We start from the raw sequence: 24766 nt of genomic DNA on the forward strand, positions 1-24766 counted from the left end.
GTTAGGGTCGAGGCGTGACCGACACGACCTCGAAATTCATGGACGGACTGCAGCGCTCCTGGCTGCTCAAGCTCGTCTGGGTGATTGCGCCCTTAGGGCCGCTCCTGGTCGTGGCTCTGTCAAAACACGGCGCAGGTCGTTGGGCTGAGTGGCTGTCTACAGCCGCGCTACTTTTCCTTTTCGGCGGTCTCGCCACGTCTTACGGATTTGCGATCATCGAACGTCGTCAGAGACGCGCCCGCCTTCGCGCATTGTCACCTTTGCAGCGAATGCAGATGTCTGATGAAGCCAATCTCGTCCCGATGAGCGAAAGGCTGCGCATCGCAGACCATCCTGCCATCGAAAACCTGCCGCGCCCCATTCAGTCGGTGATCGCCTTTTGGGGAGCGCCCCTGCCCAAATCCATTTCCGCCGCCCTGGTCGTGCTGGATTTGAGTATTGTCGTCGTGTTGCTGGCGATGGTCCTTATGGACGATCCGATGGGTGACTTTTCACGCCGCTTGGGTGCACCCCTTTTGCCCTACTGGCCGGTTTTCATCACCCTGACTGGAGTGCTGATCACCCTGCGCGTGGTGGGACGACTGACCCAGATGCACCGCCACTATACCGGCGAGGCCTCGACTTCGGGCCGCCATCCCTTCCCCGCCCTGTGACGCTCCCCTGATGTCCCACCTCACGCCGCTCGAAAGCGCCGTCATGGACGCCATGGTCTGGCAGATGGGCGACAGCGTCCCCGATCTGGCGTCTCAGGCAGCGGCCAGCTCGCCGGGCCTGCGTCGCAACACTGGTGCCGGCCTTTATTCCCGGATCGTCGTCGATGCGGACCGCATCGCCGCCAACCCGGACGCCACCGGCCTGTTCGGCACGGTCCATGTCATGATCGCAGACCTGCCCGATCCCATCGGTTTCCAGATCGAACTGCGCCAGGGCCGGCTGACGGCCCTGCACGGCCAGAGCTATGGCCAGGACACCCGCGCCATCGACTTCTCCAGCACCCCCTTCGGCGAGGTCTTCACCGTCGACGCACGTGGCCAATCCATCCTCTACCGTCCCGCCTGGCGCGCGCCCGATACCGTCGCCCCCAGGCCGAGACCCGCCGCCCGACCGACCCCACAGGCCCAAACCCCGACCCAGACCAAGCCCCCGGTCGCCGCCGCCAAGCCTGCGGACCCCGCCTCTGCGTCCCCCGCCACGCCCAGCATCAGCGAAATCCTCGCCAGCGCCTCCAACCCCACCGCCTCTCGCGCTGGCAAGCTGGCCCTGGTCTATCTCGGCGCCTATGCGCTGGCGGTTATGTTCGTCCTGTTCGCCGAACTCGTCCTGAATTTCGGCTGGGTTTTCTCCGCCATCGTCGCCGCCTGGGCGCTGCGCTACATCCACAGCCCCAAGGGCCGCGCCCAGATGGCCGACCTCGCCGACCTCCTGGACCGCAACGGCGCCTTCGAAGCCCTCAAGCCAAACTGAACCGCGCGCCGGGCAGCATCGGAAATGTCACCAGCGACACCTCCCACAGATCGACCGCGCTCAGCACCCTCAGCCGCCCCTGACGCCGGGCCCGCGCCGTGCGGTATCCGATCGACAGTCCGTCCATCGCCCCCGCCCGGCTCAGCGCCCCGGCGAACCGCGCCTCGGCCGACCAGTCCTCGATCCGTCCGCGCACGAACAGGCCCCGCGCATCCTCCACGATCTGCTCCCAGACCCCGACCGGCGCCCGCGCGTCATGCTGGTTCAGCATCCGCACCCCCTCGGCGCCCGTCTTGCCCAGACTGTTCGCAAACGCCCCCGCCTGCACCACATCCCCGTTCAGATCCGCCACGCCCCAAAGGGAGGCGTAGCCTTCGATGCGAAGGGGTGAGAGGTGAAGCGTGAGCCGTGAATGCTCGCGCCCGATTACCAGTCCCGATTCACCACTCATGTCGTCCCCTCCAACCGCCGCTCGATCCGCTCCACGGCCGCCGCCGTCGCCTCGCCCTGGACTTCCAGCCGCGCCAGCCGTTCGGCGACCAGCCTCTGTTCCCCGACCTGCTGCTCCAGCGTCGCGATCCGCGCCGCGGCGCCCCCGGCCCAGACCAGGCCGCCCACCGTCTGCACCACGACGGCGATCAGCAACGCCGTCGGCACGCGCCGGATTTGATGTTCGGTCATTCGCCCAACCCCGCCATCCGCCTGCGTTCCTCGTCCGTCAGGAAGCTCGCCGCCTCCAGCCGCGCCCACAGGGCGTCCCGCTCGGGCTGCAGCGCCGACACCGCATCAAGGTCCGCCCGCACCTCGCACCCCGCGAACCGCTCGCCCAACCAGCCCGTCATCGCCCCCGCCGCCTTCTTCACCAGCGGGATCACCGTCTGTCGCCAGAAGGCCGCATTGGCTTCTCGATAGTTGGCGTAGGTCGCGTCGCCGGGGATCCCCAGCAGCTGCGGCGGCACCCCGAAGGCCAGGGCGATCTCGCGCGCCGCCGCATGTTTGCCGGCGGTGAAGTCCATCTCCGCCGGCGTCAGGCTCAGCGGCTTCCAGTCCATCCCGCCCTCCAGCAGGATCGGCCGCCCGGCGTTCGTCGCCCCGGCATAGACGTTCGAAAGCTGATCCTTCAGCGCCTCGAACTGTCCGTCCGTCAGCCGCTCGCCGTTCCTCGCCCCGTAGACCAGCGCCCCCGACGGCCGCGCCGCATTGTCCAGCAGGGCCTTGTTCCAGGCCCCGGCGGCGTTGTGCGCATCCACCCCTTGCGCCGCCGCCTCCATCGGCGACAGCCCGTACCAGTCGTCCAGCGGATGCCACAGCTTCAGGTGCATCACCGGCGCCCAGCCGTCCTCCGCCCGCCCGATCCGAACCGAGCGTCCGTCCACGGAATAGTCCCATGCTTCGGGCCAGCCCGACCGGCCGGGCACCACCTTCACCCGGTCCGACCGCAGCGCCCACAGCTCGTCCGGCGCCCCGTCCCCGTCCGCATCGCCGGTCGCCTCGACATAGGCGTTGCCCGACACCTGCAGCGCCCCATAGACCGCCTCCATCAGCTCCGCCCCCGACTGTTCTGGGTTGGGCCGGCGGATCAGTTTGGCCAGCGGATGCGCCTCGTCGCGCACCCCGTCCACGAACACCGCGAACGGCGCCGCAGCCGCCGCCTCGGCGATCATGCGGATGCAGCGATAGGCCACCGCATTCTTCTGATACCCCTCGCGCGCCAGGCTGGCGTAGTCGTTGGGCGTCCACCGCGGCCGCCCCACGCCGGACAAGGCGATCACCCCGCCCGCCCGGCTCTCCTTCGCTTCAGGCGCGCGCACGCGCCCCGCCTGGCCGAACGGCCACCGGATCGAAACCATCGCAATCTCCTCAAATTTTCTTCCCTTCTCCCAGTGGGAGAAGGTGGCTCGAAGAGCCGGATGAGGGTCGGCCGGTGGGCCAGTTCGCACCACCTGCCCCTCACCCTTTCGCGCAAGGCCGAACGCTACGCTCTCGGACGCTCAAGCCCTCTCCCAACGGGAGAGGGTCGCATGACTTTCAACACCGGCCGCTCCACCGCCAGGTGCACCACCACCCCCGCGGCCAAACTCGCCACCACCGTCAGCCCCACCACCGCATCCCCCGGCGCCGCGACCATCCCGCTCTCGAACAGCCGTCCCAACGCCCGGATCACCAGCACATGCGTCAGATAGATCGAATACGACGCATCCCCCATGAAGGCCGCCGCCCGGCCCAACCGCCCCGGCGCCGCGTCCGCCCGCTCCATCCTTGCCACGCCGAACACCAGCAGGGCGCTGGGCAGACCCCAGATCAGCACCCGCCTCAACCCGTTCCACGGATCGTTCAACGCCCTCACATCGTCGATCCCGCCATAGCCGACCACCAAGCTCAGCCCGAACCCGACCAGCGCCAGCCCGGCCGCCCATGCGCCCAACCGACGCGGCGCCTCCCGCCACACCGACGCGACCCCGACGCCCAGCAGAAACTCCAGAATGATCGGCGCGCCCCAAAACCTCAGCACCGGCGCCGCCACGACCAACCCCGCGACCAGCATCGCCGCATAGGCCCCGACCAGCCCCCAGCCGACCCGTCGCCCGCCCATCATCGCCAGCCCGAACCCGGCGTAGAACAGCATCTCGAAACACAGGGTCCACCCCGGCCCCAGCGCCGGAAAGGTCATCTCCAGTCCGCTGAACGGCCAGAACAGAAACGTCGCCACGGCCACCTCAGGGCTCAGCGTCCCGCCCCGCGCCATCCCGATCAGGATCGGCAGCGACAACAGCCAGTAGATCGGCGCCACCCTGCGAAACCGTCGCCACAGGAAGTCGCCGGCGGCCTGAACCCCGCCCTGCCCCCGCGTCGTCGTGGCGATGATGAAGCCGCTGATGACGAAGAACACGTCCACGCCCACGGCGCCGAAATTCTCCAGCGCACTTCCCGCCAGCGCTGTCTCCAGCCCCAGCCGCGTCCCCGCCAGGTCCAGCGCATGGGCGACGACCACCGCCGTCGCCGCCGCGAACCGCAGCCCCTGCACCCCGTAAAACCGCTCCCCCATCCGCCACGGTTAACACCGCACGCGCAGAGCCGACAGCCTCAGATCATCACCCGCGCCCGCACCGCCTCGGCGATCCTGGCCTGACCCTCCGCATTGGGATGGACGGCGTCGAACATCAGTCCGCCGGCGAACCCGCCGCCGAACAGGGCCGTCCCGTCGATGGGCGCCGCCAGTCCCCGCGCCACCGCCACCTCGAACACCGCATCTCGGATCGCGCCCTGAGCGGCATAACTCGCCTTGCCCTGCGCCGGGTCCGACGGACATCCCGTCATCAACAGCACGTCCCCCGTCGTCAGGCACCGATCCACCAGCAGCCCCAGTCCGGCCTTGTAGGTCGCGACCGCCGTCCCCGCGTTCCAGTCGTTGATCGTCAAACACACGACCGACAGATCCGGCCCCGCCGCCGGGATCGACCCATAGGCCCGGTACGGCTGGTCCGTCGTGATCCAGTCCGCCACCTTCGCCCCGCCCCATCCGGCATTGATCACCCGCGCCCGCTTCACGTCCGACCGCCACGCGACCCCGCCCGCGATGAACACCGCCCCGCCCGAGGCCCAGCGCACCGTCACCGACCCGCTCGTCTCGGGAAAGGCGACGGTCGTCACCTCCATCGACGCCGCCTTGGTCGTCACGACCGTGCCGCGCACCACCCCGTCCGTCTCAACCGTCATCACCCCCAGCGCCGTATTGGTCACCGCCCACAGGTCGAACCGATCGACCGGTCCATCGGGCTGAAAGCTCCAGATGCCCGTCGACGACGCTGCGCCCGAAAACAGCTTGCCGCCCATCCCCGTCAGCGTGTTGACGCCCCACCCGGCGCCCAACGTCACGCGTGGATCATAGGCGGAATAGCCCCCGCTCGCCCCGTCCGCCGCACCCGCCCCGGCCACCGACGCCGCCGAGGCCGGAAGGCCCCGCCCGCTCATCATCGCCGCCAGTCGCTCGGGCCAGGCGCCCGCCCGACCGTTCGGCGTCCAGCCGCCGGAGACCCCGCCATAGCCTTGCGTCACGCTGTCGCCGATGCACAGCAGCCGCGACTCGCGCCCGCCCGCCTGCATCGTCCGCACCGCCGCCGACCAGACGGGCAGGTCGCTCACGGAAAACCGTGACCGCCCCAGCACCCCGCCCGGCGCAGCGGCCCCGACGCTGAACCCGACCTCGGCCATCAGTCGAAGACCGCCACGATCTGCGTCGCCGTCGTCCCGGTCGACAGCACCCGCCGCACCTGCACCGGCAACCACCCCACCGGATGGTTGGCGAAGGTCACGGCGTCCCCGTCCTCGGCTCCGACCGTCAGCACACGGACATTGCCCGCCACCCCGACATACAGCGCCTTGGCATAGGTCGTCAGATCGACCGTATCGCTGGGCGTCACCGCCACCGCGCGCCGCGCCGGCCCGCTCGCGTCACGCCCATGATTCAGCAATCCGTCCCGCTCGGGAATGGCCGGCATGTCTCTCTCCTGTTCAAACAAATTCTCCCTCCCCCCGCGGGGGAGGGTGGCTGAGCCGCAGGCGAAGCCGGGTGGGGACGGCAGAGCGCCCCATCACCAATCCTGCGCGATCAATCCACGCGCCCCTGCCGGGCCGCCCCCACCCGGTCGCTCAGCGACCACCCTCCCCGGTACGGGGAGGGAAAATGCCCTAGAGCCTTCTTATCGAGGGCCCCGCCGACTGCGGTCCCAGCATCAGCCGCGTGATCGCCCACACCAGGGCGTCGGCCCGGTCGGGGCTAGGTCCGCCCTCGCACCCCAGGGCCAGCATCTCTTCCTCCAGCGCGGGAAAGGCCTCGCAATGGACCACCCGCCCCTGTTCGTAGAGCAGGGCCACCGGCTCGGCCCGCGCTGCCTTGGACCGCGAGGCGTGCACCATCTCGACCGGCGCGGGGCAGTCGTTGGTCCTCAAAACCGCGCGCACCATGTCCCCGCCCTGGTTGCCCTCGGCGACCACCTCGTGCGCTCCGAAATCCCGCGCGGCCTGACAGACCGCCCCGGCCCAGCCGCCGGGCGACTGCCCCCGCACCGTCCGGTCGGCCAGCACAAAGGCCTGCCGCCCCTTTCGCCCCACCACCACGATCCCGCAGGCGTCGCCGCCCGCCGTCGCCGGCGGATCGACCGCCACCACGATCCGCTCCAGCTCGACCGGCCGCGCGCCCCTGGCCCGTTTCAGATCCTCGATGCGGAACAGGGCGCCTTCCCCCTCGACCACCAGGCCCTCCAGCTCCTGCGCCGCCAGCCGTGTTCCCCCATAGACGTCGTGCAGATGCGCCAGAAATCCGGGCGACAGGTTCTGCGCATTCAGCGCCGTCGCCGCCCGCTCCGTCACCGTCCCCGCCTCGGCCATCAACCGCCTCAGCGCCGGGATCGGCCGGGGCGTCGTCGTCACCGCCAGCAGCGGCTCGTCCCCCAGCCGTAACCCGAACCTCAGGTTCGACAACACCATCTCCGGCTTTCGCCAGGCGCAGAACTCGTCCGCCCACGCCGCATGGAACTGCGGCCCCCTCAGACTGTCCGGGTCTTCCGCCGAGAACGCATAAGCCGCCGATTGATTGTCCCACACCAACCGACGCCGCCCCGCTTCCCAGCGCGGCCGGTCACCCGGTTCCGCCAGCGCCTTGATCCCCGACGCCCCCTCCACCATCACTTCGCGCACGTCGTGCAGGGCGGGGCCGACCAGGGCCAGGGTGATGCCCGCTCTTTTGCGGGCCAGTTTGTCGATCCAGACCGCCCCGGCGAAGGTCTTGCCCGACCCTCGCCCACCCAGCAGCAGCCAGGTCCGCAGGTCGTGATCAAGCGGCTTGATCTGGTGCTTCAGCAGCCGAACGTGATTGCGATGCAGCCTTAGCTCTTGCCCGTTCGTCGGCTTCGGCCTGCTTTTCTTCCATGATCCGGTCGAGCCGCTCGTATTCGACGAGCAGTTCTCCTCGGATTCGCTCGTCGTCTGCAGGGTCGTAGGTTCGTCCACCCATCTCGTCCTCTTCGTTGTCGCTCAGGCACAGCAGCCGCATCGCCTCGACCGCCTTGGCCGAGCGCGCGATCACGCCGATCTGACGCGCGACCTTTTCGGCGACGGCCGCGTCCTCGATCTCTGTCTTGCAAACCTTCTGCGCGGCCTCTTCCATCTTGGCCTTCAGCATCAGGAACATCGGCTCCAGCCATCCGGCGCAGGCCGCAGCAGTCCCGCGAGCAGCACCACCGCCGCCCTCTCCGTCATCCCGATTTCCCGTCATGCCCAAACCATAGCGCAGCAGCGTCCTCAGGCCGGAAGAACGCCCACATAATTCGCCAACGGTTTGTTTTCTAACGACTTGAACCAGCGTCATTGCGCTGGCTAGAGGGGTCTACCCTATCAGCCTCAGCCCCGCTCCAGCATCCATTCGGGCGCCTCGAAGTCCAGCGCATCCTCCGGCTGGGCCAGCGACAGCTCCGAGATCGTCTGCCCCCGCACCGACACCCCGGCCGTATGCACCGTCTCGCGACTGCCCGAGATCAGATGATGCCACCCCGCCAGCGACCGCCCCTCGTGCAGCCGGCGATAGGCGCACGACAGGGGCATCCACCCCAGCGCCTGGATGTTATTCGGCGTCAGCTTGATGCAGTCCGGCACCTGCGCGTTGCGGTTCGCATAGTCCGAACACGAACAGGCCTGGGAATCGAACAGCTTGCAGTGCACCCGCGTCGGAACGACGTCGCCCGTATCCTCGTCCTCGAACCGGATCACGCAGCACAGCCCGCACCCGTCGCACAGCCCCTCCCATTCGGAAGGCGACATCTCGGCCAGGGTCTTGGTTTCCCAGTAGGGCTGCATGGCGCGCCTCATACGCGCCGATCCCGGCGATGTCGCGTCCAGATGCGTCGATGCCGCATCTTGCGACAGCTTATCAAAATCAATAAGAAGCCGGCTGTTTTTCAGGAAGTCCCCATGCGTCTGTTGCTTTCCTCGTCCGCCGTCGCCCTCCTCCTGGCGGCTCAGCCCGCCCTGGCCCAGTCCACCTCGGCCCAATCGACGACGGGCCCGACCTCGGTGGACGAGGTGATCGTCACCGGCGAGCGCGCGACGACGGCGACCAAGACCGACACCCCCCTGATCCGCACGCCCCAGGCGATCAGCGTGGTGGACCAGACCCTGTTCAACGACCGCGGCGCCCTGACGGTGCAGGAAACCCTGCGCTATTCCGCTGGCGCCACGGCCGAGCCCTTCGGTCTCGACACGCGCGGCGACGCCCCCGTCCTGCGCGGCTTCAACTCGGCCCAGTACCAGGACGGCCTGAACAAGATCCTCGGCTTCAACCTGATCCCCCGCACCGAGGTCTATACGCTGGAGCGCGTCGAGGTCCTGCGCGGCCCCTCCTCCATGCTGTACGGCCAGGGTTCGACCGGCGGCGTCGTCAACTACATCTCCAAGAAGCCCACCTTCGAACGCGGCGGCGAGATCGTCGGCCAGGTCGGCTCCTTCGACCGTTATCAGGGCATGCTGGACTACCAGACGCCGCTGAACGAGGCCGGCACGCTCGCCGCCCGTTTGGTCGTGGTCGGCCGCGACGCCGGAACCCAGACCGACCACGTCGACGACGACCGCATCGTCGTCGCCCCCTCGATCAGCTGGCGTCCCGACGCCGACACCACCCTGACCCTGCTGGGCCTCTATCAGGACGACCACACGGCCTCGACCCAGCAGTTCCTGCCCTATGTCGCCAGCCTTCAGAACACCTTCCCGCGCCTGCCCGTGGACCGCTTCCTGGGCGAGCCGGACTACGACCGGCTGGACACCGATCAGAAGGGCGTGACCCTGCTGGCCAACCGCCGCTTCGGCGACCGGTTCGAGGCCAACGCCAATGTCCGCTACGTCGAGGCCTCGACCGAATTCCGCGAGATCTATCCCAACGTCTACGCCAACCCGACCAACCCCTTCATCGACGCCGCGAACCAGGTGCTGCCGCGCTCGGCCTACGCCATCGATTCCGACTCCAGGGTTCTGACGGCCGACATCAACGGCGTGGCCCGTTTCACCACCGGCCCGATCAGCCACGTCGTCCTGGCCGGCGTCGACATCCTGGACTTCAACAGCCGCACCTCCAGCGGCTTCGACGCGACGTCGCCGATCAACGCCTACAACCCCGTCTATGGCCTGCCCTTCACCGTCCCGACCCTGGCCGCCCTGCCGGATCTGGATCAGACCCAGGTCGGGATCTACCTCCAGGATCAGCTGCGCTGGAACGCCCTGACGGTCGTCGCCGGCGTCCGCCGCGACCGCGCCGAGCAACAGACCTCCGGCTCCGCCAAACAGGTGGACGAGGCCACCAGCCTGCGCATCGGCGCCATCTATGACCTGGGCGCTGCCCTTTCGCCCTACGTCAGCTATTCGGAATCCTTCCTGCCCCTCGCCGGTCAGGACTTCTTCGGCGTCGCCTACCGTCCCCAGGAAGGCGAACAGTGGGAGGTCGGCGTCAAATGGCGCCCGTTCGCCGGCGCCCTGGTCACCCTGGCGGCCTATGACCTGTCCGAGACCAACCGCCTGACCAACGACCCCGAGAACGTCCTGAACACCGTCCAGACCGGCGAGATCAGCGGCCAGGGCGTCGAGCTGGAGGCCAGCTGGACCCGCCCGCGCGACTGGTCCGTCACCCTGGCCGCCAGCCACGCCGAGACCATCGTCGAAAACTCCTCGGCCGATTTCGAGGAAGGCCGCCAGGCCTCCGACACCCCGCGCACCCTGGCCTCGGCCTGGGCGGTCAAGACCCTGCCCCTGTCCAACGGCATGGACCTGCGGCTGGGCGGCGGCGTCCGCTACGTCGGCCCCAGCGAGTCGATCGGCGCAAACATCGTCCTGCGCACTCCTTCCTACACTCTGGCCGACGCCCTGGTCGCCATCGACTGGAAAGACTGGTCCTTCAGCGTCAACGCCACCAACCTGTTCGACGAGCAGTATTTCGCCCCCTGCCGCTTCTTCGGCGACTGCTTCACCGGCCAGGGCCGCAACCTCGTCGCCAGCGTCGGTTATCGGTTCTAGGGCCGATGAAACACGGCACGCTTCGCGCCTGGTTCTGGGTTCACAAATGGACCAGCCTGGTCTGCACCCTGTTCCTGCTGCTGCTGTGCCTCACCGGCCTGCCGCTGATCTTCGGCGAGGAGATCGCCCACCTGACCGAGCCTGAGGCGCCGCCCGCCTCAGGCGGCGTCCCCGCCAACGCCGACGCGCTGGTCGCAAAGGCCCTGGCCCAGTATCCTGGCGACGTGCCCCTGTTCTTCGGCTGGGACCACCATGCCGGCACGGTCTACGTCAACATGGGCGCCCAGCCCTCCACCCCGCCGGCGGGCATGAACACGGTCGTCATGGACGCCGTCACCGGCCGCGACATGCAGGCGCCCCAGTTCAACACGGGGATCATGTATATCCTCCTGCGCCTGCACACGGACCTGTATGCGGGCCTTCCCGGCTTCCTGTTCCTGGGCGCCATGGGCCTGTTGTTCGTGGTCTCGACCGTCTCGGGCCTGGTGCTCTACGCCCCCTTCATGAAGAAGCAGCCGTTCGGCGTCTTCCGTACCGATCGCAGCCGCCGCCTGGCCTGGCTGGACCTGCACAATCTGCTGGGCGCGGCGACGATGATCTGGGTGCTGACGGTCGGCGTCACCGGGGCCATCAACACTGTCGCCGGCCCCCTGGAGGCCGCCTGGCAGGCCAGCGCCGTCTCGACCTTCGCCGACCAGTATGAAGGCCGCCCGGCCCCTGTCCGCCTGGCCTCAGTCGATCAGGCCATCCGCACCGCCCGCGCCGCCGAGCCGGACATGAAGCCCGCCTTCGTCAGCTGGCCCGGCACCGGCTACAGCGGCGACCATCACTACGGCGTCTTCATGGTCGGCGACACGCCCCTGACCGAGCGCCTGTACCGCCCCATGCTGATCGACGCCGAGACCGGCGCCCTGACGGCCCAGCCCCGTCCGCCTTGGTACATCACCATGCTGCTGGTCAGCCAGCCGCTGCATTTCGGCGACTACGGCGGCCTTCCGCTCAAGATTCTCTGGGCTTTGCTAGACCTGATGGCCATCGCCATCCTGATCAGCGGCGTGGTCCTGTGGCTGCGCAAGTCCGGCGACAAGAGCCGCCTGGACCGTCTCAAGGTCGCGCGCGGAGCCGGCGCATGAAGGGTCGCTATCCCGTCGGCCCCTTGCGGGTTCCCGCCCTGATCGGCCTCGTCACCGCCGTCGCCCTGGTCGCCGCCCTGCTCTACGACGGCGCGGCCGAGGCCGTGTCCGTCCTGATGCTGGCCGCCGTCGTCGGCCTGATCGGCCTGCGACTGTTCCAGCGTCCGGGGACCGGCCGTCACTGACGGGTTTCAGTGGCCGACCGTCTTCGAGAACAGGTTGATCACCACCACCCCGCCGACGATCATCGTCAGGCCCGCGATGGCCGGCAGGTCCAGCCGCTGGCGGAACGCCACCGTCCCGATCACCGAGATCAGCACCACGCCCAGCCCGCTCCAGATCGCATAGGCGATCCCCACCGGCATCTGTTTCAGGGCGATCGACAACAGGTAGAAGGCCAGCCCGTAGCAGGCCGCCATCCCCGCCGTCGGCCACAACCGGGTGAACTGCTGCGAGGCCTGCAGCAGGGTCGTCCCCGCCACCTCCAGCATGATGGCGCCCAGCAGCGCCATCCACGTCACCGGGCTCATGCGTCGTTGGCCGTGATCGGGTGGCCGGGCGTCAGCAGCGACAGCAGCGCCTTCCTCTGTTGCGGCGACACGACATGGGTGCCGAACAGGTCCGACATCCACAGTCCATCCGCGATCAGCCTCAGCATCAGGGCGTCGTCGGCCCCTACCGGATCGCTGGGATCATCGACCTTCACCCTGTCGACCCAGCCATTCCACCGCAGCGCCAAGGCCGGATCGATGGCGCAGGCGGCCATGATGACCCGGCCGATGCTGACATCCTGCGGCGTCACCGGCTCATTGACCGTGGCCCTCAGATAGGCCCGCGCGCTTCGGCCATAAGGTTCGGGATCGCGCGCCGCCTCGGCCAGGATCATGTCCGTATGCATCCGCCCCAGATGATCGACCATCCCCTCCAGCAGGGCGATCTTGCTGGGAAAATGATGCAGCAGGGCCCCCTTGCTGACGCTCGTCCGCGCCGCCACCGCATCCAGCGTAAAACCCGACGCCCCCAGCTCGGCGGCGACCTCCAGGGCCTTTTCGATGATCTCGGCCCGGGTATCATCGGGCGCGCGGCGGCGTGTGATCGTATCCATGACCGTTACATACCAACCGGACGGTAACTGTCAAATTGCGAAATCAAAGGATTGTATCGTTAATGATTTCAGGTTGTTCTTACACATGCGCGCAACCATCCTGACGCAAAAGCGAGCCCGCGCTCTCAGGCGGTCGATGACCTTGCCCGAAGTCCTCGTGTGGCAACGTATCCGCAGTCACGGCTTTCGCCGGCAGCACGCGCTGGCCTTCTACATTCTCGATTTTTATCGCCCCAAGGATCGCCTTTGCATCGAAATCGACGGGCAAGGACACGACCCGGATCACGACGCCAGACGGGACGCCTTCCTGATCGAACGGAACATCCGCACCATCCGCATCCCTGCGTCCTCTGTCCTTCGCGACCTCGACGCCGTCACAGACTACATCCTCTCGCTCTGACAAATCCTCCCCCGCCTGCGGGGGAGGGGGACCCCGAAGGGGTGGAGGGGGCGAACGCCCCACCGACTTCTACGCCTGAAAACCGCTCCCTTTCGACGCCTGCGGATGCGTCCGCCCCCTCCACCACGCTTCGCGCGGTCCCCCTCCCCCGCTTCGCGGGTGAGGATCGGGCTGGCGTCATCGCGCCACAACCCTTAGATCACACCCGTTTCCGCCCCCTCTACCGCGCCGCGCGCGGCCCCCTCCCCCGTTTCGCGGGTGAGGATCGAAAGTCACATGGCAGCCAGACCCCCCCTCGTCGCACTCAAGGACGTCCGTCTTCAGGACGGCCAGCGCCCCCTCTTCGACGGCGTCGACCTCGCGGTCGAGCCGCGCAGCCGCGCCGCCCTCGTCGGCCGAAACGGCGCCGGCAAGTCCACCCTGATGAAGGTCGTCATGGGCATGATCGAGCCCGACAGCGGCGACCGTTCGGTCCAGTCCGCCGTCCGCTTCGCCTATGTGCCGCAGGAACCCGTCATCACCGGCGAGACCCTGCTGGACTATGCCTCCTCCGGCGAGGCCGAGAGCTGGACCGCCGAGAGCTGGCTCGCCACCTTCGGCCTGAACCCCGAGAAATCCACGCAAGGGTTGTCGGGCGGCGAGACCCGCCGCGCGGCGCTTGCCAAGGCCTTCGCCGAAGAGCCCGACCTGCTGCTGCTGGACGAGCCGACCAACCACCTCGACATCCTGGCCATCGAATTGCTGGAGAACGAGCTGATCCAGGCCCGGTTCGCCCTCTTGGTCGTCAGCCACGACCGCGCCTTCCTGAACCGCGTCACCAACACCGTCCACTGGCTGGAAGGCCGCCGCGTCCGCACCCTGAGCAAGGGTTTCGTCGAGTTCGACGAATGGTCCTCCAAGGTCATGGAGGAAGAGGCCGAATCCCTGCGTCGCCTGACCAAGACCATCGAGCGCGAGACCGCCACCTTCTACTCCTCCATCACCGCCCGCCGCAGCCGCAACGAGGGCCGCGCCCGCTCGCTGAACGCCCTTCGCGCCGAACGCGCCGAAAAGATGAAGGACGCCCCGCGCGAGCTGTATCTTGGCGTCGATTCCGGCGGCACCTCGGGCAAGCTGGTCGCCGAGATCAAGGGCGTGTCCAAGGGATTCAACGGCCGCACCCTGTTCAAGGACCTGACCACCCGCATCATCCGCGGCGACCGTCTGGGCATCGTCGGTCCCAACGGCGCGGGCAAGACCACCCTGGTCAAGACCCTGCTGGGCGAGCTGCCGCCTGACGAGGGCACGGTTCGCATGGGCTCCAACCTGGAGTCCGTCTATCTGGACCAGTCGCGCGAGGGGCTGAAGTCGGACATGACCCTTTGGGACGCCCTGACGCCGGGCGGCGGCGACTCGATCCTGGTGCGCGGCGTGTCCAAACACGTCGCCGCCTACGCCAAGGACTTCCTGTTTTCAGAGGCCCAACTGCGCCAGCCGATCTCGACCCTGTCGGGCGGCGAGCGCAACCGCCTGCTTCTGGCAAGGGCGTTGGCCAAGCCCGCCAACCTGCTGATCCTCGACGAACCAACCAACGACCTGGACATGGACACGTTGGACAAGCTGGAAGAGTTGCTGGAGGGCTATGACGGCACCCTGATCCTGGTCTCCCACGACCGGGACTTCATCGACCGGCTGTCCACCTCGACCCTGGCCCTGAACGGACGCGGCGACATCGTCGAGACCCCCGGCGGCTGGACCGACTTCATCCGCCAGAACCCCGGCTTCCTCCAGCCCGGCTCCAACCCCCGTCCCCAGGACAAGGCCGCCGCCCAGCGCGCCGCCGAGGCCGCACCGGCCGCCGTCGCCCCCAAGAAAGCCGGCAAGCTGACCTTCAAGGACGCGCATCGCCTGAAGGAACTGGAAGCCCTCATCGACACCCTGCCCGCCACGATCGCCAAACACGACGCGACCCTGGCCGACCCCGCCCTCTACGCCCGCGACCCCAAGACCTTCGACGCCACGATGAAGGCCGCCGACAAGGCCCGCGCCGACCTTGAAAGCGCCGAACTGGAATGGCTGGAACTGGAAGAGAAGAAGGCGACGCTGGCGGGGTAACCAACCCCCAAATATCCCGTCACCCTCGGGCTCGTCCCGAGGGCCCACCCTTCCGCCGCTCGGCCGCGAGACGCCGCAGGCCAGCGCCCGAAACAATCACGCAATCCCGTGCCGCCTCCGCCGTAGGCCCTCGGGACGAGCCCGAGGGTGACGGGTTTTATGCAAGCGGGCTCCAGCCCCTTGAAACCAAATCCGCCGACGCACACTCAAGCTTCATGACCCTGCGCACCCACCTCGTCGAGTTCGCCCCGCCCCAGCAGGCGGCGGTGCGGCGGATCAACGCCGTCCTCGCCCGCGCGCCGCGCCTGCGCACCGACGGCTGGCGGATCGATGCAGGTCAGCGGCTGTCGCTGTGGCTGGACGCCGCCGCCGGGCGTGTCACGGTTCCGCGCCTCAGAAAGCGCGGCGTCACGGTCGAGATCATCCAGACCGACGGCGACCATCCCGTCCCCTTGCGCATCCTGCATCCCGTCGGCACACCCCGCGCCGTCATCCTGGACATCCACGGCGGCGGCTGGGTGCTGGGCAGCGCCGGGCTGAACGACCGCTTGAACGCCCATCTGGCCCACCACGGCTTCTGCGTCGTCTCGGTCGATTACCGCCTGCTGTCCGAGCGTCGCCAGGTCTATGTCGACGCCGCCATCGCCGACTGTTTAGCCGCCGCCTACTGGACCGTGACCAACGTCGACCGGCTGGGCGCCTCGACCCTGTTCCTGACGGGCGAATCCGCCGGTGGCCATCTGGCGGCCCTGACCGCGGTGGCCCTGCGCGACCAGGGGCTGATCGACCTGGTGAAGGGCTGCGTCTTCACCTACGGCGTCTTCGACCTGTCGGGCACGGAAAGCGTGCGGTCGGCCGGACCCGAGACCCTGCTGTTCAACGGCCCGACCATGCGCGCCGACCTGGCCAGGCTGGCCCCCGACCGGGATGAGGGGGGGCTGCGCCGGCCCGACGTCTCGCCTCTCTATGCCGACCTGACCGGCCTGCCGCCCGCCCTGTTCATCGCCGGCGAGGACGACCCCCTGTTCGAGGACAGCCTCTTGATGGCCACCCGCTGGGGCGAGACGTCGGACGCCGACCTTATCCGCGTGCCCCAGACCCCGCACGGCTTCCTGCACTTCGGCGGCCCGGCCGCCCGGGGCGCGCGCGCCGCCATCCGCCGCTGGATGGATGCGAAACTCTAGGACGATCGGATCTGCAAGGGGTTCTTCACAACGGGCACGACGAAGTCACAGAGGACACGACGGGATCGAACGCGCGTCGGCTTCCAACTCCCATGTCCAGTCCCATGTCCAGGCCATCGATAAGTCTGCGGCTTCGCCGCCGCAGGCCATCAAGACTTTGCAAACCGACACGGCTCCGTCGTGGTCGTTGTGACCTCGTCGTGACCGCTGTGATCCCCCCTTTCGTCAACCCAGACCAGGTCTCTAGCTTTCGATCAGCTCGCGAATCCGGCTGCCCAGCGCCTCCATCGCAAAGGGCTTGGTCATGACGTGCATGCCGGGGTCCAGGTGCCCATTGCCGACCACCGCATTCTCGGCATAGCCGGTGATGAACAGCACCTTCAGGTCCGGCCGCTCCAGCCGCGCGGCGTCCGCCATCTGACGCCCGTTCATCCCGCCGGGCAGGCCCACGTCCGTGACCAACAGGTCGATCCGCGCCTCTGAGTTCAGCAGCTTCAGCCCCGCCGCGCCGTCCGAGGCCTCGATGCACTGATAGCCCAGCTCGTGCAGGATTTCGGCGACCAGCATCCGCACCGTCGGCTCGTCGTCCACGACCATGACCGTCTCGCCGGCCTGCGCGCGCGGGGCCTGTTCGACCTCTGGGACCGCCTCGCCCTCGTCGACCGCACCATGGTGACGCGGCAGATACAGACAGATCATCGCCCCCTGTCCCGGCTCGGAATAGATCCGCACCTGGCCGCCCGACTGGCGCACGAAGCCATAGATCATCGACAGGCCCAGCCCCGTCCCCTCGCCCAGCGGCTTGGTGGTGAAGAAGGGTTCGAACGCGCGCGCTGCGACGTCCGGCGCCATGCCGCCGCCGGTGTCGCTGACGCAGATCGAGACATACTGGCCGGGGTCCAGATCCTGGGCCTTGGCCGTGCGCGCGTCGATCCAGCGATTGCCGGTCTCGATGGTCAGCCGCCCGCCGTCCGGCATGGCGTCGCGGGCGTTGATGCACAGGTTCAGCACCGCGTTTTCCAGCTGATGCGCATCGATCAGGACGGGCCACAGGCCGGTGCTGGCGACCACTTCCAGATGGACCCCCGGCCCCGTCGTGCGCCGGATCAAATCCTCCATCCCGCGGATCAGGCGGTTGGGATCGGTCGGCTTGGGATCCAGGGTCTGACGCCGCGAGAAGGCCAGCAGCCGGTGCGTCAGGGACGCCGCCCGCTTCGCCGCCCCCTGGGCCGCCGCAGTGAACCGTTCGACATCGCCATACCGACCCTGGGCGATCCGGTTGGTGATCAGCTCCAGACTGCCGCTGATGCCGGCCAGCAGATTGTTGAAGTCGTGGGCGATGCCGCCGGTCAACTGGCCCACCGCCTCCATCTTCTGGCTCTGGCGCAGCGCCTCCTCGGCCTGCATCAGGGCGGCGGTGCGCTCGGCGACCTGGTCTTCCAGCGTCTCGTTGAACCGGGCCAGTTCGGCCGACTGGCTGCGCAGTTCCTCGATGTCGATGTTGGAGCCGACCCAGCGGGTGATCCGGCCCTCCTCGTCATGGACCGGCTCGGCCCGCACCATGAAGGTGCGATAGACGCCGTCGTGCCGACGCACGCGAAACTCGGTTTCATAGACCTGGCCGCTGGCCAGCGACCGGGACCAGGCCTGGCTCACCCTGTCCAAGTCGTCGGGATGCACGTTCTGGATCCAGCCCTCGGCCCCATCCAGATCGCCTTGCGACGAACCGGTGTAGGCATAGACCTGGGGGTTGAACCAATACATCGACCCGTCCGCCCAACTGGCCCAGATCTGGTTCGGCGTGGCCTGGGCGAAGACGCGGAACTGCGCCTCGCTGTCGCGCAGGGCGGCCTCGCTCCTGGCGCGCTCGGTCGCCATCCGCACCCGTTCGGCCACGTCACGCATCAGCCTCAGGTCGCTGTCGCTGTAATGCCGCGCGGTCGCATGATTGACGAAGACCATCGCCACCACCCGGCCCTGCTCCATCAGCGGCATGTTGACGAAGGACCCGGCGCTGATCCGCTTCAAAACGTCCGCGGTCGCAGAAGTGCGGGGGTCCAGGGCCACGTCGGCGATGGTCACCGTCTCGCCCCGCTTGATGTCCTCGATGTAGGAGCCGTGCTCGCGGAAGGCCAGGGTGCCGGCGATGCTGGTCACCCCCGGCTGGTTGAAGTCGCGCTCGATGGTGATGGTCTCGCCGACCGTGTCCACCGTGCCGTATCCCGCACGGCTGACGCCCATGGTCTGGGCCAGAACCTGGGCGGACGCCTGGGCGATCTCGCCGGGGTCGGTCAGGTCGCGGATGGCGTCGTTCAGTTCCAGCAGGGCGTTCTGGCGCGCCTCGCTCTGTTTGCGCTCGGTGATGTTGTTGAACAGGATCGCGACCTGCCAGGCGCCCGGCTGGCCGATGCGCAGCGCCTGCACATCGTACCAGCGGCCGAAGATATCTGCGGGGTTTTCAAACCGCGCCGGCTGTCCCGTGCGCGCCACGCCGCCATACAGATCGAACCAGTGCTGCTCCAGCCCCGGCGCGATCTCGCTGACCCATTTGCCGTAGGGATCGACCAGGCCGGTCATCTCCTCGAACGCTTGGTTGCCCTCGACGATCTTGTAATCGACAGGCCGATCCGTCTCGTCGAACTTCATCTCGATGACGCAGAACCCCGTCGCCATGGCCGCGAACAGGGCGCCGTATCGCGCCTCGCTGATCGCCAGGGCCTCGGCCGCCTGATGCCGTTCGGTGACGTCTGCGCCCTGTATGAAGATGCCCCAGACCTGACCGCTCGCGTCCTTCAGGGGCTGGAAGACGAAATCGACGTAGCAATCCACCACGTCGCCGTCCGGCTCGGCCTGAACGGCATACAGCGCGCCCTCGGCCCGGTGCGGCTCGCCCGAGCGATAGACTTCGTCCAGCAGGTCCAGATAGCCCTGGTCCACCGCATCGGCCAAGGTCTCCGCCACCGTGCGTCCCACGACCTCGCGATGACCGATCAGCTTCTGATAGTTGGGATTGGTCAGTTCGAACCGGTGATCCGCCCCGACCAGCAACGCCATGAACCCCGGCGCATGGGCGAACATCTGGGTCAGATGATCGCGATCGATCCCGGCTTTCTCGGCCTGGCTGGAGACGTTATCGGGCAAGCACTTTCCCCAAAGACAGCGGTCTTGGTTTCACAAAACACAAAGCACGGCGACCGGTTGCAATCGATCCGTCCGACACCGGACACAGGCGTCTATCGCCGCGTTTCTGTGGACAAGGCAAGGCCCTGATCCGCAACCGCGAATTTGATCCGTCCACCGATGTTCACAGGCTTGTCCACCGCCGCCGGGCCAGTCGTGCACACCGGGGCGAGATCGGGCGCTTGCCTCATAGCCGGTTTCATCGGAACGTCAACAGGCCAAGGGACACGGCGGCGCGGACATCCAGGGGAGACCCCGGACATCAAGCGAACCGGCCCGGCTCTCCGACCCGGCGCGATCGGGCGATCTTCGGATCGTAACGTGCGGCAGGCGGGATCCAGGCTCCAGTCCTCGACGGTCTCAGGATCGACGAGGAACGAGAGAACCGGATCGGGATCGAGGGACGACGCGGACGAAAACGCCGTGGGACGCCCAAGACCAGGAGCGCGACAGGACACAGCCGACCGCCCTTTCGGGTTCGCCCGAAACGGCGCTGACGCCAAGGCCCTGACCCGGACGGCCAAGTCCAACCCGGACTTGGCGAGGGGACGAAGAGCACGGGCTCGCCCGCACGCTTCGTCCCCTCGCTCAATTGGGGCGTGGATTTCACGAAATCACGCTAGACAGCCGCCGCTCCAGATGCACCCATGAGATGCAGACGGAGACACCCATGCGCGCAACCCTAATCACCCTTGGCCTTGCCCTGACGACGACGCCGGCCCTGGCCTCAGCGCCACAGCAGGGCCCCTCGCCCCTCCCCCCGCCGCCTATAGATTTGACGCCCCCTCATATGCGACGGAGCGAGCCGTCTGCCGATCAATTCCTGCTGCAGAGTCCAGCTGTCGAGACGACCTGTGGCGGCGTCGCGATCCAACCATCATACAGCGAGGATTTGCGGATCGAGACCACCCGCATCTCTTCAACCGATGGACGGGACCAACCTGAAAAACGCCAGGTCGTCCTGAACTTTGCGGTGGACGCAAAAGGCCGCACCCGCGACATCCGCCCTGCCTCAACACGCGCACCTCATCTCTCCGGCGCCATTCTCGTTCCCGGAATTCAATCGTCTGATCTGGAGCAAGCCGCTCTGGCTGCTTGGCGCTTTCCTGGCGGCCCGCGCGGCGATTGCCGCATGACGATCAGCTACTCCGCCAAGCTCATAGCCGAGGCGACGAAGAGCGACTTGCTGCATTACTTCGCCGTGACACGCTCGCGTGGACCGATCCGTAACGCCGTCGCCGAGCGCCTAGCCGGTCCCGGCGCGAACTGCGGCAGCGACGGGCGCGGCGGTCGCGCCCCGCGCACGCTCAGCTATCCCGACAACCGGATCGGTCAACGCCCACCGCCCGGCGGTCGATCATGGTCGGTCGTTCGATGGAATGTGAGTCCTGACGGCGCCACAACAGACGTCGAGACCCTGGGTTCGTCCGGAGATACGGCGTTCGATTCCGAGACCCGCCGGGCCGTTTCTGAATCGGTCGTCCAAAGCGGCGCGCCGCTGAAAGGCTGCGTCTACAACTTCTATCGAAATGGCGAACGCCTGCCTGCTCCCGATCTGCCGACACGCGACGAAGATCCTCTTCAGGTTTGCCCCGCCGAAGTTGGAACGCGCTTCCAGGCGCGCGGCGGGCCGGAGTCGTTCCCGCGCGCATTCCACGAGCGCGGCATCGAAGGGTGGGCATTGGTCCGTTTTGACCTCGCCACCTGGGGTGAGGTCGGAAATGTTGAAGTGATCGACGCTCAACCTGCCGCCGCCTTCGGCGATTCCGCTAGACGCACAGTCCAGTCGGGTCGCGCCGAGCCCGCCTATACGGCCGGCGTGCGCTGCGTCGTTCCCGTTCGATACACAATGCCTGAGACCACGACGAACGAAACGACCTCAAACGACATCGCCGCCGACTGACGCCGCGCCTTCCCAAGGCCCCTATCCCCCCGTAAGTCAGGCGCATGACTATGCTGTGGAATCGCCTGCTGACCCGCCGCCGCGCCTTGATCGCGGGCGGAGCGGCCGTGGCGGCGGGGGCCGTGGGGCTGCGGGCCTGCGGGCGGGTCGAGGCGCCGGTGGACGAACAGGGTCGGGTTCGCCTGCGTTTCGCCACCGACTGGCGCGCCCAGGCCGAACAGGGCGGCTTCTATCAGGCCCTGGCCAGCGGGGCGTATGAGAAGCGCGGGCTGAACGTCCAGATCGTCCAGGGCGGTCCCGGCGTGAACGTGCCGCACCTGCTGGCCTCGGGCGCCGTCGAACTGGGCATGGGCTCCAACAGCTTCATCCCGATGAACCTGGTCGCGGCCGGCGCCCCGGTGAAGGCCGTCGCCGCCTTCTTCCAGAAGGATCCGCAGGTCCTGATGGCCCATCCCGACGACGCGCTGGAAACCATCGCCGACCTGACCGGCCGACCCTTCCTGTTGTCCGATACGGCTGTCGCCACCTTCTGGGTCTGGCTGAAGGCCCGCTACGGCTTCACCGACGAGCAGCTGCGCCCCTACGCCTATGACCCCGCCGCCTTCATCGCCAACACCCGCGCGGTGCAGCAGGGCTATCTGACCAGCGATCCCTACGCCATCGAACAGGCAGCCGATTTCGACCCGCGAGTCTTCCTGATGGCCGACGAAGGCTATCCCTCCTACGCCGCCATGGTCCTGGCCCCCAACGCCTTCGCCCGCGACAATGCGGCGGCCCTACGCAGCTTCATCGCCGCCTCGGCCGAGGGGTGGCGCGACTATATCCGGGGCGACGCCTCGGCCGCCGACGCCCTGATCCGCAAGGACAACCCGGACATGACGCAAGCCGTGCTGGATCAGGCTCGCGACAAGCTGCGCGACTACGCCATCGTCGACGGGGGCGACGCCGCCCTCTACGGCCTGGGCGCCCTGACCGAGGAGCGCTGGCAGGCCTTCTTCGACGTGACCTCCCAGGCCGGCGTCTATGAGGCGGACCTGAACTGGCGCGACGCCTTCACCGACAACTATCTGCCTGGTCGCGGTTGACACGCCTTCGTTGTCGCAACCGGCCGTGGCGTTAGCGCGGGATTAAGTGGTCGAACCCTAGTGTGCGGGCTGCAATTCCTTACCGGAGAGCCGCCTTGCGCCGCGCCCTCGTTCTCTCGACCGTCCTGACCGCCGCCAGTTTGGTGACCAGCGCCGCCGTCGCCCAGCAGGCGTCGACCAATACATCCGGCCTGCGCTACCTGTCGTGGCCCGGCAAGCCGCCGGTCGCCGCGCGGTCCGTTCCCACGCCCGCCGTGACGCGGCCAGAGGTGCCGCAGCCGACCGTCGTCGCCGCCAACCGCACCATCCCCGGCGCCATTCCCCTGGCCCGCCTGTCGCCCGCGCCCTCCGCCGCCACGCCGCGCAGCAACGGCCTGACGCCCGCCAGCGCCTGGATGGGCCAGCCCGCCCCCGCGCAGGCCGCCCCGGTGCAATCCGCCCCTGCGCCCTACACCCCCGCGCCTCAGCCGCAGGCGCCCGAGCCGGTCCGGAACCAATCTCAACCGCAAGCCGAGGTCGCGCCCGCCCCCGCCCCGCAGCAGACGGCCCAGGCGGCGCCTGAACCCCAGCCGCAGCCCCAGCCGCAACCGGCCGAAGCCGTCGCCGTCGCCGACCCCATGGCCCCACGCCGCGACGCCCCTATCTATCGTCTGCAACGCCCCCAGGCCGGCGTCCCCCTCGACGGCGCCGCCGTCGCCGCCAATCAGCAGGCGGCCCAGATGGCCCCGACCGGCGACAACAGCGCCCGCTACTATTCGGTCCACCGCCAGGCCGGCCGTCACCCCGACGCCATCCCCGCTCCGCAGCAGACCTATCTGGACGCCCTGCCGGTCGAGATGACCCAGACGCCGCGCTCGAACGACCTGGCCCAGCCGGACGGCCCGCCGGCCCTGATCCGCAACGCCAACGGCTCCCTGCGCGCCGTGCCCCAGACCGAAGCCGACGACCTGCCATGAGCGATCAAGCCGTGATCGAACCTGCCGTGATCCCCGGCTCGCGCCTGCCGCAGCTGATCGCACTGGCGGCCGAGGATTCCAGCGAGAAGCGTCGCCTGCTGCTGCGCGAACTGACCGACCACTTCTTCGGCGTTCCCGACCACAACGCCAACGAGACCGACCTCTATGGCTCGGTCCTGGCCAAGCTGTCCGACGAGATGGAGGTCGCGGTCCGCGCCGAACTGGCCGCCCGTTTCGCCGAGGCGCCCAACGCCCCCCACAGCCTGATCCGCCGCTTCGCCGACGACGAGCTGGAGGTCGCCGAACAGGTGCTGCGCGCCTCCAGCGTCCTGACCGACGAAGACCTGATCCAGGTCGTGCGCCGGCGCGGCCAGGGCCATCTGCGCGCCGTCTCGGGCCGCGCGGTCGTCTCCGAGGCCGTGTCCGACATCATCGTCGAGCGCGGCGACGACGACACCCTGGACGCCCTGCTGCGCAACGACGGCGCCCGCCTGTCGCGCGCGGCGTCCGAGACCGCCGTCGAACGCGCCAAGGCCAATCCGGCCCTGCACGCCGCCACGGTCGAGCGCCAGAGCCTGCCCGCCGACCTGCTGAACGAGATGTATTTCGTCGTCGAGGCCCGGCTGCGTCACCAGATCCTGGAACAGAACGCCCGCATGGACCCCGACCTGCTGGAGGCGGCCTTGGCCGCCGGCCGCACGCGGGTCGCCACCGACGACGGCGCCCTGCCCGCCGACTACGCCGAGAACCTGGCCTATGTGGACGAGCTGAAGGCCGCCGGCCAGCTGACGCCCCAGGTGCTGATCCGCTTCCTGCGCTCGAACGGCCGCACGCCCTTCCTGATCGCCCTGTCCAAACTGGCCGACATCGACTTCCACACCGCGCGCGGCATCGTCGAGCGCAAGGACCTGGACGCCCTGTCGGTGGTCTGCAAGGCGGCCGACATGGACCGCGCCGTCTACCTGACCTACGCCGTCGCCGTGCTGGGATCGGAAGACAATCCGATGGGCAAGGCCGCCGCCTACGGCCGCATGTACGGCGAACTGACCCGCGACGCCGCCCTTCGCACCCTGCGCTTCTGGCGCATGCGGCGGACAGCACAGGCGGCCTGACGCAGAACCGACGTCTCCCTCCCCCGCAGGGGGAGGGTGGCTGAGGCGCAGCCGAAGCCGGGTGGGGACGGCAAGGCGACGTCCCACCATCCTTCT

At 68.3% G+C, this 24766-nt stretch carries 23 protein-coding genes; 12 read left to right on the forward strand and 11 right to left on the reverse strand.

Annotated elements, in window-relative coordinates; all coding sequences use genetic code 11:
• Positions 1-14: 14 nt before the first annotated feature.
• Both ACQY72_RS06290 and ACQY72_RS06295 read left to right on the forward strand, forming a co-directional pair.
• A complete protein-coding gene (locus tag ACQY72_RS06290; RefSeq protein ID WP_428156388.1) occupies positions 15-653 on the forward strand; it encodes a hypothetical protein in 639 nt (212 codons plus the stop codon).
• Positions 654-663: 10 nt separating this feature from the next.
• Positions 664-1464, forward strand: a complete 801-nt coding sequence (locus tag ACQY72_RS06295; RefSeq protein ID WP_428156389.1) for a hypothetical protein — start codon at positions 664-666, stop codon at positions 1462-1464.
• Here ACQY72_RS06295 and ACQY72_RS06300 read toward each other — a convergent pair.
• From ACQY72_RS06300 to ACQY72_RS06335, 8 genes are all read right to left on the reverse strand, one after another.
• Complete coding sequence (locus ACQY72_RS06300; protein WP_428156390.1) at positions 1451-1915, reverse strand: HK97 family phage prohead protease; 465 nt, start codon at positions 1913-1915, stop codon at positions 1451-1453. The two genes, ACQY72_RS06295 and ACQY72_RS06300, sit on opposite strands and share 14 nt — an antisense overlap.
• On the reverse strand, positions 1912-2145 hold the full coding sequence (locus ACQY72_RS06305; RefSeq protein WP_428156391.1) for a hypothetical protein: 234 nt from the start codon (positions 2143-2145) through the stop codon (positions 1912-1914). The genes ACQY72_RS06300 and ACQY72_RS06305 overlap by 4 nt, the downstream gene beginning before the upstream one ends.
• Positions 2142-3314 carry a phage portal protein gene (locus ACQY72_RS06310; protein WP_428156392.1) on the reverse strand — a complete coding sequence of 391 codons (1173 nt, stop codon included), beginning with the start codon at positions 3312-3314 and terminating at the stop codon, positions 2142-2144. The genes ACQY72_RS06305 and ACQY72_RS06310 overlap by 4 nt, the downstream gene beginning before the upstream one ends.
• A gap of 125 nt (positions 3315-3439) precedes the next feature.
• Positions 3440-4510 carry an acyltransferase family protein gene (locus ACQY72_RS06315; protein ID WP_428156393.1) on the reverse strand — a complete coding sequence of 357 codons (1071 nt, stop codon included), beginning with the start codon at positions 4508-4510 and terminating at the stop codon, positions 3440-3442.
• Between the two features lie 38 nt (positions 4511-4548).
• Positions 4549-5676 carry an SGNH/GDSL hydrolase family protein gene (locus ACQY72_RS06320; protein WP_428156394.1) on the reverse strand — a complete coding sequence of 376 codons (1128 nt, stop codon included), beginning with the start codon at positions 5674-5676 and terminating at the stop codon, positions 4549-4551.
• A complete protein-coding gene (locus tag ACQY72_RS06325) occupies positions 5676-5963 on the reverse strand; it encodes a spike base protein, RCAP_Rcc01079 family (protein ID WP_428156395.1) in 288 nt (95 codons plus the stop codon). The genes ACQY72_RS06320 and ACQY72_RS06325 overlap by 1 nt, the downstream gene beginning before the upstream one ends.
• A 190-nt stretch (positions 5964-6153) precedes the next feature.
• The gene (locus tag ACQY72_RS06330) at positions 6154-7473 is read right to left on the reverse strand and encodes a DNA-packaging protein (protein ID WP_428156396.1); all 1320 of its coding nucleotides are present in this window, start codon (positions 7471-7473) and stop codon (positions 6154-6156) included.
• A 390-nt stretch (positions 7474-7863) separates the two neighbouring features.
• A complete protein-coding gene (locus ACQY72_RS06335; RefSeq protein ID WP_428156397.1) occupies positions 7864-8316 on the reverse strand; it encodes a YcgN family cysteine cluster protein in 453 nt (150 codons plus the stop codon).
• A 114-nt stretch (positions 8317-8430) separates the two neighbouring features.
• Here ACQY72_RS06335 and ACQY72_RS06340 point away from each other — a divergent pair, with 114 nt between their 5' ends.
• From ACQY72_RS06340 to ACQY72_RS06350, 3 genes are read left to right on the forward strand one after another with little or no spacing between them, the layout of a single operon-like run.
• Positions 8431-10518: a TonB-dependent siderophore receptor gene (locus ACQY72_RS06340; protein WP_428156398.1), complete on the forward strand. Its 2088-nt coding sequence runs from the start codon at positions 8431-8433 to the stop codon at positions 10516-10518.
• Between the two features lie 5 nt (positions 10519-10523).
• Entirely contained in the window at positions 10524-11651 is a 1128-nt protein-coding gene (locus ACQY72_RS06345) for a PepSY-associated TM helix domain-containing protein (protein ID WP_428156399.1), read from the forward strand.
• Positions 11648-11836, forward strand: coding sequence for a hypothetical protein (locus tag ACQY72_RS06350; RefSeq protein ID WP_428156400.1), 189 nt, complete (start codon positions 11648-11650; stop codon positions 11834-11836). The genes ACQY72_RS06345 and ACQY72_RS06350 overlap by 4 nt, the downstream gene beginning before the upstream one ends.
• Positions 11837-11842: 6 nt before the next feature.
• Here ACQY72_RS06350 and ACQY72_RS06355 read toward each other — a convergent pair whose 3' ends face one another.
• Together ACQY72_RS06355 and ACQY72_RS06360 are read right to left on the reverse strand one after the other, a co-directional pair.
• Positions 11843-12181 (reverse strand): DMT family transporter, encoded by a 339-nt coding sequence (locus tag ACQY72_RS06355; RefSeq protein WP_428156401.1) that lies wholly within the window; start codon positions 12179-12181, stop codon positions 11843-11845.
• Positions 12178-12756, reverse strand: a complete 579-nt coding sequence (locus tag ACQY72_RS06360) for a TetR/AcrR family transcriptional regulator (protein WP_428156402.1) — start codon at positions 12754-12756, stop codon at positions 12178-12180. The genes ACQY72_RS06355 and ACQY72_RS06360 overlap by 4 nt, the downstream gene beginning before the upstream one ends.
• 85 nt (positions 12757-12841) lie before the next feature.
• Between ACQY72_RS06360 and ACQY72_RS06365 the strand changes: the two genes are divergently transcribed.
• The 3 genes from ACQY72_RS06365 to ACQY72_RS06375 all read left to right on the forward strand — a co-directional run bounded on the left by ACQY72_RS06365 (position 12842) and on the right by ACQY72_RS06375 (position 16434).
• The gene (locus tag ACQY72_RS06365; protein WP_428156403.1) at positions 12842-13156 is read left to right on the forward strand and encodes an endonuclease domain-containing protein; all 315 of its coding nucleotides are present in this window, start codon (positions 12842-12844) and stop codon (positions 13154-13156) included.
• A 276-nt stretch (positions 13157-13432) separates the two neighbouring features.
• Positions 13433-15250, forward strand: a complete 1818-nt coding sequence (locus tag ACQY72_RS06370) for an ABC-F family ATP-binding cassette domain-containing protein (RefSeq protein WP_428156404.1) — start codon at positions 13433-13435, stop codon at positions 15248-15250.
• A gap of 215 nt (positions 15251-15465) precedes the next feature.
• Positions 15466-16434: an alpha/beta hydrolase gene (locus ACQY72_RS06375; RefSeq protein ID WP_428156405.1), complete on the forward strand. Its 969-nt coding sequence runs from the start codon at positions 15466-15468 to the stop codon at positions 16432-16434.
• 243 nt (positions 16435-16677) lie between these two features.
• On the opposite strand, the gene ACQY72_RS06380 is transcribed toward ACQY72_RS06375, so the two are convergent.
• Positions 16678-19575 (reverse strand): PAS domain S-box protein, encoded by a 2898-nt coding sequence (locus tag ACQY72_RS06380; RefSeq protein WP_428156406.1) that lies wholly within the window; start codon positions 19573-19575, stop codon positions 16678-16680.
• 829 nt (positions 19576-20404) lie between these two features.
• Here ACQY72_RS06380 and ACQY72_RS06385 point away from each other — a divergent pair.
• From ACQY72_RS06385 to ACQY72_RS06400, 4 genes are all read left to right on the forward strand, one after another.
• Complete coding sequence (locus tag ACQY72_RS06385; protein ID WP_428156407.1) at positions 20405-21517, forward strand: TonB family protein; 1113 nt, start codon at positions 20405-20407, stop codon at positions 21515-21517.
• A gap of 44 nt (positions 21518-21561) precedes the next feature.
• Positions 21562-22602 (forward strand): ABC transporter substrate-binding protein, encoded by a 1041-nt coding sequence (locus ACQY72_RS06390; RefSeq protein WP_428156408.1) that lies wholly within the window; start codon positions 21562-21564, stop codon positions 22600-22602.
• 95 nt (positions 22603-22697) lie between these two features.
• The gene (locus ACQY72_RS06395; RefSeq protein ID WP_428156409.1) at positions 22698-23558 is read left to right on the forward strand and encodes a hypothetical protein; all 861 of its coding nucleotides are present in this window, start codon (positions 22698-22700) and stop codon (positions 23556-23558) included.
• Positions 23555-24670 (forward strand): DUF2336 domain-containing protein, encoded by a 1116-nt coding sequence (locus ACQY72_RS06400; protein ID WP_428156410.1) that lies wholly within the window; start codon positions 23555-23557, stop codon positions 24668-24670. The genes ACQY72_RS06395 and ACQY72_RS06400 overlap by 4 nt, the downstream gene beginning before the upstream one ends.
• Positions 24671-24766: the final 96 nt, after the last annotated feature.

Origin of the sequence: Brevundimonas sp. (assembly GCF_965279155.1) — a bacterium.
Taxonomy (GTDB): Bacteria; Pseudomonadota; Alphaproteobacteria; order Caulobacterales; family Caulobacteraceae; genus Brevundimonas.